Annotated in this window: 9 protein-coding genes; 6 read left to right on the top strand and 3 right to left on the bottom strand. The window is 39.1% G+C overall.

Annotation, left to right across the window (positions count from 1 at the left end; translation table 11 throughout):
* Nucleotides 1-6 precede the first annotated feature (6 nt).
* The 3 genes from ACZ9EE_RS10910 to ACZ9EE_RS10900 all read right to left on the bottom strand — a co-directional run bounded on the left by ACZ9EE_RS10910 (nucleotide 7) and on the right by ACZ9EE_RS10900 (nucleotide 7,496).
* Nucleotides 7-1,080, bottom strand: coding sequence for an FUSC family protein (locus ACZ9EE_RS10910; protein ID WP_476026956.1), 1,074 nt, complete (start codon nucleotides 1,078-1,080; stop codon nucleotides 7-9).
* A gap of 334 nt (nucleotides 1,081-1,414) precedes the next feature.
* Entirely contained in the window at nucleotides 1,415-5,884 is a 4,470-nt protein-coding gene (locus ACZ9EE_RS10905; protein ID WP_476026954.1) for a glutamate synthase-related protein, read from the bottom strand.
* A gap of 316 nt (nucleotides 5,885-6,200) precedes the next feature.
* Nucleotides 6,201-7,496: a glutamate-1-semialdehyde 2,1-aminomutase gene (locus ACZ9EE_RS10900; protein WP_476026952.1), complete on the bottom strand. Its 1,296-nt coding sequence runs from the start codon at nucleotides 7,494-7,496 to the stop codon at nucleotides 6,201-6,203.
* 162 nt (nucleotides 7,497-7,658) lie between these two features.
* On the opposite strand from ACZ9EE_RS10900, the gene ACZ9EE_RS10895 reads away from it, so the two are divergent.
* The 6 genes from ACZ9EE_RS10895 to ACZ9EE_RS10870 all read left to right on the top strand — a co-directional run bounded on the left by ACZ9EE_RS10895 (nucleotide 7,659) and on the right by ACZ9EE_RS10870 (nucleotide 12,320).
* Complete coding sequence (locus ACZ9EE_RS10895) at nucleotides 7,659-8,675, top strand: ABC transporter ATP-binding protein (RefSeq protein ID WP_476026950.1); 1,017 nt, start codon at nucleotides 7,659-7,661, stop codon at nucleotides 8,673-8,675.
* Nucleotides 8,668-9,459, top strand: coding sequence for an ABC transporter permease (locus ACZ9EE_RS10890; RefSeq protein WP_476026948.1), 792 nt, complete (start codon nucleotides 8,668-8,670; stop codon nucleotides 9,457-9,459). Before ACZ9EE_RS10895 ends, ACZ9EE_RS10890 begins: the two co-directional genes overlap by 8 nt.
* A gap of 3 nt (nucleotides 9,460-9,462) precedes the next feature.
* Nucleotides 9,463-10,248, top strand: a complete 786-nt coding sequence (locus tag ACZ9EE_RS10885; protein WP_476026946.1) for an ABC transporter permease — start codon at nucleotides 9,463-9,465, stop codon at nucleotides 10,246-10,248.
* 114 nt (nucleotides 10,249-10,362) lie between these two features.
* Complete coding sequence (locus tag ACZ9EE_RS10880; protein WP_476026944.1) at nucleotides 10,363-10,752, top strand: ion channel; 390 nt, start codon at nucleotides 10,363-10,365, stop codon at nucleotides 10,750-10,752.
* Between the two features lie 113 nt (nucleotides 10,753-10,865).
* Entirely contained in the window at nucleotides 10,866-11,336 is a 471-nt protein-coding gene (gene bcp, locus ACZ9EE_RS10875) for a thioredoxin-dependent thiol peroxidase (protein WP_476026942.1), read from the top strand.
* Between the two features lie 129 nt (nucleotides 11,337-11,465).
* Nucleotides 11,466-12,320, top strand: coding sequence for a manganese catalase family protein (locus ACZ9EE_RS10870; protein ID WP_476026940.1), 855 nt, complete (start codon nucleotides 11,466-11,468; stop codon nucleotides 12,318-12,320).
* Nucleotides 12,321-12,371 lie beyond the last annotated feature (51 nt).

Below are 12,371 nucleotides of genomic sequence, written 5' to 3'. Positions count from 1 at the left end.
GGTCTATTACTCGTGGTCTTCTTCAATCGAGATTTCGTTATGATGATAGCAATGAAAGCTGATTATTAAAGTATCAAGATGCTCGACCTGTTCGCCATAATCGATTATAGTCGCGATTAGTTGCATGGAATGATATAAGTGCGGATTATCGTGATCATCATTTTCTCTTACATGCATTAAATAAAAATCAAATAGCTCTTTTTTATTAATATAATTTGTTTCTTTATCACCTGTGGTTGGGGTAGGGACTTTCCCAATAAAACGGAGTAAGACCTGTTCATGATGGTAGATTAAGCTGTCTAACTGATCTTGAATAGACTCTCTAAAGCTTTCAGGAAGCTGTAAAATTTCATTTTCAAATCGATGCAGCCTTTTTAACGTATCCAAGGCCTTTTTAGCTGTTAAATTTAATTGGCGGTAAATAACTAACTTACGTGATTTTTCCAGCTTTACTTTTTTAAAATAACTGCGTTCTTCTTTGTACAATGTATACAGCTGCTCCATTGACTGAATGCTGTCTTTGAATGTTTTAATATCTGCTTTTAGTAATTGGTGATCATAGTCATGTCTGGTGCTTAAGCGAATCCATTTAATAATATCCTCTGTTGTATTCACAATCTTAAAATAAAGCTTATTTTCATACTTAGGAGGCATAAAGATAAGATTAACTAGAAAAGCAGAAAATACCCCAATCATGATCGTCGAGAAACGAATAGCGGCCAACTGAATAAAATTATCACTTGGCATTTCCATGATGGAAATTAAGGTCACAAGTGACAAACCAATTGTATTCTCGAGTTTAAACTTAAGGTTTAAAAGAATGACACTAATTGCTGCCAATCCGATCACAATGATGTGATTGCCTAAAAGAAGAACAAAAATGACTCCAAACAAAGCGCCGATAATATTTCCTTGAATCTGTTCAATAATGGTCAAATAGGAGCGATATATAGTCGGTTGAATCGCAAAGATGGCAGCAATCCCGGCCATGACAGGGGAGGGGGAATGCAGCATCTGGGCTGTGAAAAGGGACAATGCAATGGCTATTCCCGTTTTTAAAATGCGGGCACCTAACTTCATTTAATTAGTTTCCTTTCAAATGTTCGTTTATCTTTTCAATGAATAACAAATATGTACTATACAATGTTTACCCCATATTATCAAGAGATATTATATCAATTTATATATTCGGATGATATTAAAAAAATGTAAAAAAAAACGGCCGCTAACATTAGCGGCCGTTTTTTGCTTAATAGTCAGATTGTCTAGCTCCAGCACCCAGCGGTTAATGTCCTTCGTGCTTCTCCCTACGATAAGTCAACATCGAATCGACTCGAGCTCCGTGTTTCCTTTATCTCAGTCGAAGCACTCCAGGCCATACGCCGCTAAACGGGTGCTTACGCTTTTCTAATCATCATTCTGTAGAAACTGATGGATCTGCCTGCTCTTTTACAGGAAGAATTTGTACAAAGTGATTTTCTGGATTTACTAAAAGGCTTCTAAGCTGTTCTGCCTCTTCAGTTTGACCATTTTGAGCCAGTAAAGCTGTGTATTGACCTAATAGTTCATTAATATCTTTTTTGCCTTTTTCATCTAAAGTGACAACAGAAACTTTGGCACCTTTTGCTACACGGCGTTGAATTGCCTCTATGGTTAGACCCATTTCAGGTTGTTGACGAACATAAACAACACCACCGGTCATACCTGCGCAAATCCATGGTCCTGGATCACCAAGAACAAGGCCGCGGCCATTTGTCATATATTCAAAGGCAAAACCTTTGATATTTGCGTTTGCTCCAATATTTCCAGCTTCTTTCTCTGGGAGAGGCTTCCTAAGAGCACCGCCAATAATCAAATCAGCTCCAGAGAGACGGATTCCTGCACGGGCATCGGCATTTCCTTGAGCAACAAGAAGACCTTTTTGAGCACCGTAACCGAAACCTTTACCGACTGAACCATTGAGATAACGGCCGTTTTTACCTTTAGATTTAAGAACGTGAATATTACCGCCGAAGGAAGTTTTTCCAACACCATCTTGACCACCGCCATTGACAGTAATTTCAATTCCTTCGCTATTATAAGCACCTAATCCATTACCAGGGATAGAGCCTTCCTTATATTTGAGCTGAACAGGTGCCAGCTGCTTATAGGAACCATCTAATCTGCCGCGGACACGGTGGCAGGATACCCGGCTGCCTAATACCCTTTGTTCAGATGTTACACTAAAGAACTCACGTGAAGAATGAAGCTGGTCTACACTTGCATCAAGATATTCAGCACCTGCAGCCACCTGCATTTGAACTTCTTCCATTGATTTTGAAGCTTCAACCTTTGAAAATTGACTGATTTCAAGTGATTTTAACAGGTAAGAAAGGTCTAGTTGATTATCTCCCTTAATCTGTTCAAGTAATTCAGAATGGCCAACTGCATCTTGTAAATTTTTAATTCCCAATGAAGCGGCAAGAGCTTTTAATTCGGAACCAAATGCAGTAAAGAGGTTCATAATTCCCTGAACGGCTAAATCGAATTGTCTAGGAACAAAACGACGTAGTCCATGGTCTTTTGCCTGTGCTTCTGATTCAATCTGGGTAGCAATACCAACATGGCAAGTATCCAAATGACAGCCGCGGCAAGTTGTACAGCCAATTGACAGCATCGCTAGTGTACCGAATCCAACACGGTTAGCACCTAAAAGCATAATTTTGATCACATCATTTGCACTCTTCATACCGCCATCTGCCCAAATTTCTACTTTATGACGAAGACCGCTTTCTAATAGGGCATTGTGAGCTGCTTTAACGCCAATTTCAACAGGTAAACCAACATATTGAAGGGCATGAATTCTAGCCGCACCTGTACCGCCATCAAAGCCGCTTAGTGTGATGATATCGGCACCGGCTTTTGCGATTCCGACTGCAATAGTACCGATATTAGGTACGACAGGTACTTTAACCGCAATTTTAGCTTGGTCATTGGCCGTTTTTAATTCTAAAATCATTTGGGCCAAATCTTCAATTGAATAGATATCATGGTTATTAGATGGTGAGATCAAATCGGATCCGAGTGTTGCATTACGAGCGGCTGCAACCTTTGCTGTAACCTTTGATCCAGGTAAGTGTCCGCCTTCACCAGGCTTAGCACCCTGACCAATTTTAATTTCTAATAGGTTTGAAGAGTTTAACAGTTCCGCATTTACCCCAAAACGGCCGGAAGCGATTTGCTGTCCTCTTGTTTTAGGATATTTACCTAGCATATCCTTAATTTCGCCGCCTTCACCATTCAAACTCACCATATTCAAACGATCAGCACCTTCAGCATATGCTCTAAAGGCAATTTCGTTTTGCGAGCCAAATGACATCGAGGAAATTAAGAATGGTAGATCATGTTCACCGACACGAAGACTAACTTCTTCTGGTGATACTTGTTTGTTACTCTTTTTAAGTGATACTAAATGACGAATAGTAGTCGGATTTTGTTCTTCTTGCTCAGTGATTTTATCACGATATGCGCTATAGTCACCGGTAGCTGCAACTTCACCAATTGCTTTCCAAATACGTGGGAAGAGGTGGAACGTTTTGCCGACTCTTTCTTTATCATTCTGGTAATCTGCTGCTCTTTTGATAGATTCAAGCTTCATTGCTTCGAAGTCCATCGCGATTTCAGTTGAACCAAAGAAGTTGATAATGTTTAATACCTTGGCCACTTCTTCATGTAAGCCAATGCTTGAGTATAGTCTGCCATAACCGCGCAGCTCATGAATTCCAATCGTCGAAATGACCTTTTCTAACCCTTTTGTAAGGGCGCTATATAGGTTTGTTAAAGGCTTTGAAGTTTCATCTAACACCGTTAAGAACATGTAATACGGACTAATCAAATCTGCACCTAAACCGAAAACGGTAATAATGTCATGAAGTGAGCGAATCCCCGCAGACCGTAATAGTAAGGAACAATCTCTTCTTACCTCAGCTTTTACTAATGCTTGATCAATAGCAGAAGTAACTAAATGAGGATCAATCCAATAGGAATCCTCTTGATGTGCTTTCGCATCATCTAGGATTAGCAGTGTTTTACCTGCTTGAACGGCTTGAACTGCTTCAGTTGCCAGTCTTTCTAGTGCCTCATCTAATTTTTCGTTTCCAGCAAAGGTAGTAGAAATAAAGGCAGCTAATTTCTGCTCTTGGAAATACTGAACTAACTGATCAAAGCTAGGCTGTCCTAAGTCTTCTGCACAAGTGAAGCCAGCTTTTCCTTCTAATAATAGGGGAGTAGTAAGCTCAATAACTGCACTTGCTTTCTCGGCAGCAAACAAGACTGGCCGTTTTCCAATAATAACACGAGTTGAGAAGTGCTCTGTTTCACGGTCACGGTCAATAGCAGGGTTTGTTACCACGGCAACACTTTCTTTAATATAGTCAGCGATATTAACGCGTTCAGGGTTAAGTGCTGCAAGCGGGGCGTCATGGCCAAGTGAACGAATAGGCTCTACACCTTTTTCTGCCATTTGTTCAATTAGTTGGATATGATCACGTTCCCAGCCAAATGCCTTATATTGTCCGTTGTGAATTTTATCTGGATAACTCATTGTAACGGTTTTAGTTAATGTTGGAGGCTGAAGCCTTACTCTTGATCCACTTAAGCTTAAGCGATCATTGAAACGGTTGAATACTTCGTTTTGGTAACGATTTTGCTCGTAAACGTCTAATGTATCACCGTTCCATTTAAATCCAACCTTCTCACCAGGTGCCAATGGTTTTGGTTCATTGACATATTCACTTGAAGGAATAATTCCAGGTTCAGAGGAGAAAAGATAAGAGCTTTCCGTTTCAAGCATCCATAGTGGACGTAATCCTAAAGCATCCACACTAAATACTGCCTCATCACCATAGCGCGAGATAATTCCTGCTGGTCCTTGAGCAAAATGTCCCCATGCCTCACGAAGATAGGTATATAAATCCTGAAGATGTTCAGGGTATGCCTTGATTTCATTTATGATTGGCGGGAATAAAAGATCCATTGTTTCAAATAATGAGTATCCGTCACGAGAAATTAACGTCTCTATCGTACGGCTTAAATCTTGGGAGTCACTTCCGTCTTTGACTAAAGGTACTCCAATCATTCGTGCTTCGTCACGAAGCTTGGCAATTGTATTGATTTCACCATTGTGACCTAGAACACTAAATGGCTGCACTCGGAAAAAGCTTGATAGAGTATTAGTAGAATAACGATTATGTCCTAGTGTCATAGTTGAAGCGACAAGTGGATTCGCTAGGTCATGATAGTAACGAGGCAAAATATCTCCTGCACCCATTACTTTATAAACTACATGATTTTGACTAAGTGATGCGACATGAACTTGCTCGTTTGTCTCAAAGTCAATAAGGGCATCAAAAAGATTCTTTGTCAGTTCCTTGCCTTTTTTGGAAGAAACACAGGCAAATTGCCAGAATACAGGATTCTCTTGGATGGCAATTGGGCCAAGTGCTGAAGAGTCTGTAACTTCATCTGTTTCAAAAACTAAGGAAAGCTCATATTTTTCTAGCTTTTCTTGTAGTTCTTGTTTGGTAGACTCCCAGTTAACCTTTTGGCTGATGAAAACATGACCAACAGCAAAATCCTCTTGGTCTACAAGATTTGGTTCAATACCTGCTGCAGTTAGTTTCTGTTTCCAAAGCTTAGTTGGAATATCCATATGAATCCCAACACCATCTCCTTCGCCGTTAATAAAACCAGCACGATGGTTCATGGTAACAAGGGCCTCTATACAGTCAAAAATATTTTTTCTTGTTGGGATTTTGCTTTTTTCAAGACAAGCAACAATTCCACAGGCATCATGTTCTTGTTTATGGAAATCTTTAAATAGGGAAGGGGTCCAGTTTTGTGACATTATTCATGGCTTCATCGGTTCACCGTTAAAGCCGTTTCACCTCCTATGAAACTTTTGGATTATGAGTCTACTTTCAGAATGAATTTATTAACTTTTTATTTAGGTGAAAGTTAAAGATTCAAAAAAAAGAAATAATAAGCATATATTATCACAAGAATTTTCAGAAATCAAATAAATATACATTGTTTTGGATAAAAAAGTGCTCTAAAAATTATGCAAATTCAGGAAGAAACATGTTTATGTAACCGTTTTCATTCGTATTTCAAAAATAAAAGGGAGTGTTTCCCACTCCCCTTCGTGCATAAAAAATGCATAATTATTCGGATTTAAGTGAAGAAAATGCATTTCTTACCGCGTGTAATGTAGCTTCAATGTCTTCTTTTGTATGAGCAATGGTTAAAAACCAAGCTTCATATTTTGATGGTGCTAGATTAATACCTTGATGAAGCATAAGTTTAAAAAATTTACCAAACATTTCTCCGTCAGTATTTTCAGCCTGCTCATAGTTTTCAATTATTTCATTTGTAAAATAAACAGTTAGAGCTCCTTTCAAACGGTTAATGGTTATCTCAATACCATACTCCTTAGCAGCATCTAAGATTCCCTCTTCGAGCATAGCTCCTAACTGGTCCAAGTACTCATAAACTCCGTCTTGCTTTAATACTTCAAGGCAGGCGATTCCAGAAAGCATGGAAGCAGGGTTCCCAGCCATCGTACCAGCCTGGTAGGCTGTTCCTAATGGTGCGACCTTTTCCATAATTTCTTTGCGGCCGCCATATGCCCCGATTGGCAGTCCTCCGCCGATAATTTTACCTAAGGCGGTTAAATCCGGCTGTACCCCTAATAAATCCTGTGCACCACCATACATAAAACGAAAGGCTGTAATGACTTCATCATAGATAACCAGTGCACCAGCATCATGGGTGAGGTCATTCACCTGCTGTAAGAAACCTGGCTTTGGTTCAACAATCCCAAAGTTTCCAACGATTGGTTCTACTAATACAGCTGCAACCTGATCGCCCCATTTTTCTAATGCTTGTTTAAATGGTTCGATATCATTGAATGGAACAGTAATGACTTCTTGGGCAATGCTCTTTGGCACACCCGCTGAATCCGGTGTACCCAGTGTTGATGGACCTGAACCCGCGGCAACTAGAACAAGGTCCGAATGTCCATGATAACAACCGGCAAATTTAATAATCTTATCACGACCGGTATGGGCACGAGCAACACGGATGGTGGACATAACGGCTTCTGTCCCGGAGTTAACAAAACGAACTTTATCTAGAGATGGAATTGCTTCCTTTAGCATTTTAGCGAATTTTACCTCATGAGGGGTTGGAGTTCCATAGAGGACCCCGGTCTCAGCAGCACGCTTAATCGCTTCGGTAATATGTGGATGGGCGTGGCCGGTAATAATTGGACCATAAGCTGCGAGATAATCAATATATTGATTGCCGTCGACGTCCCAAAAATAAGCGCCTTGACCACGTTCCATGACCACAGGGGAACCGCCGCCAACTGCCTTAAAAGACCTTGAAGGGCTGTTAACTCCTCCTACAATGTGTTCTAACGCTTCATTATGTAATCTTTCTGAATTTGTAAATCGCACAATCTTTCCTCCTTATTTACGTATCTCTTTATTTTAACACTTTTTAAGTTGACTTCTATCTGTTTTATATTTTCGGAAATTTGTTGTAATTAAGGATAGTTGTTTAATCGAACTTATTTGGCTAAACTAATTATTTAGGGCAATGTGTCAGGAGGAATATTAATGGAAAATGTAATACAAGTTAAAAATTTACGAAAAGAGTTTAAAGCCTATTCCAGCCGTTCCGGTTTGAAAGGTGCGTTCCGGGATTTATTTACTCGTAATTATAAAGTTGTTCCTGCCGTAAATGATATTAATTTTACAGTCAAAAAAGGAGAAATGGTGGGATACATTGGCGAAAATGGGGCAGGGAAATCGACCACTATTAAAATGCTGACTGGGATTCTAACGCCGACATCGGGTGAAATCATCGTAAACGGGATGAATCCACATAAGGAACGGGAACGATTTGTGCAAACGATTGGCGTTGTTTTTGGGCAGCGCTCGCAATTATGGTGGGATATTGCTGTGCAGGAGTCCTTCCGCTTGTTGAAAAAAGTTTATAAAGTTTCTGATGAAGATTATAACCAGCATATGAATCATGTCATTAATACATTGGATATTGAACCACTTTTAGACAAGCCGGTTCGGAAGTTGTCATTAGGTCAAAGGATGCGCTGCGAGCTTGCGGCCGCTTTAATTCATAACCCGCCATTACTGTTTCTAGATGAACCGACCATCGGATTAGATGTGTTAGTAAAGCTGAAAATCAGGGAATTTTTAAAGGAAATCAATGAAAAGTACAACACTACGATTCTACTGACAACTCATGACCTATCTGATATTGAGGCATTGTGTGAGCGCGTTGTTATGCTTGATGAAGGAAAAGTAATTTATGACGGGGCATTGAGGGAACTAAAGGAAAAATGGGGCGATCAGAAAGAATTGGAATTCCAATTTCTTGAGTCGGTCGACATGACAGATGTACAAAATATCACTAGCGGACTGCCGGTAGTATGGGAATTAGATCAAAAAGACCAAATTTTTACTGCTACAGTAGAGGATCGAGAAGAATTAATTTCACAGGTAATCGCCCGAATCGTTGCTTCATTTCAAATTAAAGATGTAAAAATTAATGAAACTTCAACAGAAGAAATCATTCGAAATATCTATGAAAAGGGTGCTGTGGAAGTTGGATAAATATTTAGAGATGATTAGAATCCGTTTTTTAATGATGCTGGCATACCGTTCTGATTATTATACGGGGATTCTGATTTATAGTATTAATATTGGTGTTTATTATTTTCTATGGACGGCTATTTATGGAGGGAAAGAACAAATCCAAGGACTTTCGGTTGTCCAAATGACTACGTATGTAGCCGTTTCCTGGATGGCAAGGGCCTTTTATTTTAATAATCTTGACCGTGAAATGGCTCAGGAAATCATGGAAGGGAAAGTCGCGATTGAACTAATCAGACCCTACAACTATTTAGGGATGAAATCGATGCAGGGCTTGGGAGAAGGAATCTTTAGACTGTTCTTCTTTTCCGCGCCTGGGCTTATTATCGTTTATTTTATTTTCCCGATTCAATTCACTTGGGATCTAAGTGTTTGGGGATTATTTGCGATTTCTATTATATTGAGCTTTTTTATAAATACTGAGCTAAATTTATTAACGGGAATAACCACTTTCTTCTTATATAATAATGCCGGTCTAATTCGTGCAAAGCGAGTTTTGATTGATTTGTTTTCAGGACTTCTTTTGCCAATTAGTTTTTTTCCTGGATGGGCACAAACCATAATGGGCTTTTTGCCATTTCAGGGAATTAGTTATACGCCCAGTATGATTTTTACCAAAGGTTTTTCACATGAACAGGCGATAGCAGCTATCGGACAGCAATTTATTTGGGTAATCATCTTACTGCTGCCAATTTATTTACTTTGGCATCTAGCGAAAAAACAGTTGATTATTCAAGGAGGTTAATCTGTGTTTTATCTATCCATGTTTTTTCAATACCTATCACAATATCTAAAAACAAGGTTCCAATACCGTGCAGATGTGTTGGTTGAGTTTTTCTCCGATTTACTCTCGCAAGCCATTAATCTTATCTTCATCTTAGTTGTCTTTGGACATACTCAATTACTGCATGGATGGACAAGGGATGAAATTATATTTATCTACGGCTTTTTCTTAGTACCATATGCGGTTTTTTCAGCCTTTTTTAATATTTGGGATTTTAACGAGCGCTACATTGTAAAGGGAGAATTTGACCGAATATTAACAAGGCCTATCCACAGCCTATTTCAAATTATTCTGGAACGACTTGAACTTGAATCACTGTTAGGGGCAATAACAGGTCTGGTCATCATGTTTTATACCGGGAGCAGGCTTCATTTAGATATAGATTGGTATGACCCGATCTTGTTTATTATTTTTGTTATAGGTGGAGCACTTGTATATGGCGGTATCTTTATTTTGCTAGCATGTATTAGCTTTTGGGCTGATGCAAGGACGTCTCTGATGCCAATGATGTATAATATCAGCAGTTACGGCAGATATCCGGTGAATATTTATAATCAATTAATTCGCTTTGTTTTAACGTGGATATTACCGTTTGCTTTTGTGGGTGTGTACCCTGCGGCGTTTTTTCTTGAAAAACAAGAATGGTATTGGTATTCATTCCTAACACCAGTCATTGGAGTCATTTTCTTTATGCTTTCCATTATGCTTTGGAATCAAGGGGTAAAAAAATATCGAGGGGCAGGGAATTAGTACAGGGGAAAACCCTCTTTTTTTAATAGCGTGGCTTATGCCTTTTTTTGATATTTTATTGTCCAAGCCTGCATAGGAATAGAATAACGCGTATTTCTATTAGGGGTGGTGTCTGTGTTCTATTTCTTGCTCCCGATTGTCATATTCTGCATTTTCATGAGTCTGCGTACCCTATTTATTCCTAACACGCTTCGAGGGAAAATTGTTTCTGTTGAGAACTTTTTATATTTAGGAGCTGTCTATTTAACGATCATTCTGGGTTTTGGACTAATTTACATTCTGTTTAATTTAATCGGTATTTCTCTGCTTCGTGAGGTGAATCACCCTGATCATAATATTTTTGAAACAAGCTTTTATTTTAGTGCGATGACGCTTTTTTCAGTAGGCAACGGTGATGTGCTCCCACAAGGATTAGGAAGAATGATTGCTGTTATCGAGGCATTAATTGGCTATACATTACCGGCGGCATTTGTTGCCAGAGTTGTGCTAAATAATGAAAAGTAACCTCTTGTTGGTGATATAGTTGTGTTATTAGTTGAGTTTGGTTACGCTATGGATAACAATATTAGCAAACGGCAAATGAACGAATAGATAACTTAGTAAAGGAAGAGGTAAAAATGACGATTCAAATAAACAAGCAGGCACCAGATTTTGAATTAAAGGATACAAATGGAGAAAATGTGAGCTTAGCAGATTATAGAGGAAAGAACATAGTTTTATATTTCTATCCGAAAGACATGACTCCGGGATGCACCACACAGGCATGTGACTTTCGCGATTACCATCAAAGCTTTACTGAGTTAGATTGCGTGATTCTCGGAATTAGCCCGGACCCTCAAGAGAAGCATGAAAAATTTATTGAAAAGTATAATTTGCCTTTCTTGCTCTTAGTGGATGAAGAACATAAAGTGGCAGATCAATATGAAGTTTGGAAGCTAAAAAAGAATTTTGGAAAAGAATATATGGGAATTGAACGGTCGACGTTTGTTATTGATAAGGAAGGAAAGCTAGTTAAAGAGTGGCGTAAAGTAAAGGTAAAGGGACATGTAGAAGAAGCCTTGCAGTATGTAAAAGATAATTTAATGTGATTTCCCCCCCCTAAAAGGTTTGATTCGTTTCAGTATTTTTCACAATAACCTCCTTAATAATATGGTTAAGGGGTAATAGTTTGGAAATGCTAAACAGGTATTCAAATCAAATTATTAGGGGGAATTATTTTGTACTTTTATAAAGAAGATTTAATAAACATGATTGTCCCAGATAAACCAGATCCATCCGCAGCAAAGGTACTTCAAGAAACCTTGGGCGGAAGATTTGGGGAGATGCGGACTATGATGCAATTCTTTTTCCAAAGTTCAAACTTCCGAGGAAACCAAAAGCAATACCGTGATTTAATTAGAGGTGTTTTCCTAGAGGAAATCAGCCATGTTGAGCTTGTCCAGACGACCATCAATCAGCTTTTAAATGGTTCTGGGGAAGAGGCAGTAGGGGCAGGGGGAAGTACTGGCGCTCCGCTTGAAGAAGCAATCAAACACGCCAACCCACATCACTTTATTATGGGAGCACAGGCCTCATTGCCTGTAGATGCCGCTGGTAATCCGTGGAATGGAAATTATGTTTATAGTCATGGAAACTTAGTTAGCGATTTATTGGACAATCTGGTGTTGGAGTCAACAGGCGTTTTGCAAAAGTCACGTATTTATGAGATGAGTTCTAATAAGACCTTTAGAGAAACATTGGCTTTCTTGATCGTTAGAGATAACGCACATCAAAATGCATTTGCTAAGGCGTTAGAAACCTTAGGTGTGGATTGGGCAAAAATCTTTCCAGTGCCTAATTATGATATTAATAAGTATCCAGAATGCCGTAAATATGTGGAAATGGGCTTCCACAATGCTCAATTCAATTTCAGATTGGATGATACACTCATTGGCCAAATCTTCCAAGGTGAGTCCCCAAGTAGGAATGATGGTACACTTCAAGTTGTGCCGCCTCCAAATGGCTATCCTGTTCCGGTCCTGCCGGACATGCCAAACGAACATAGCCCGGGTTTATATGATTTAAATAATTAAAGTAATGAAAAAGGATGTTTCACAGTAATTGTGAACATCCTTTTTTGTATT

The organism is Bacillus sp. URHA0034, from assembly GCF_056280405.1.
The sequence above is the reverse complement of the archived record's forward strand: the minus strand, read 5'-3'. Positions and strand labels throughout refer to the sequence as shown.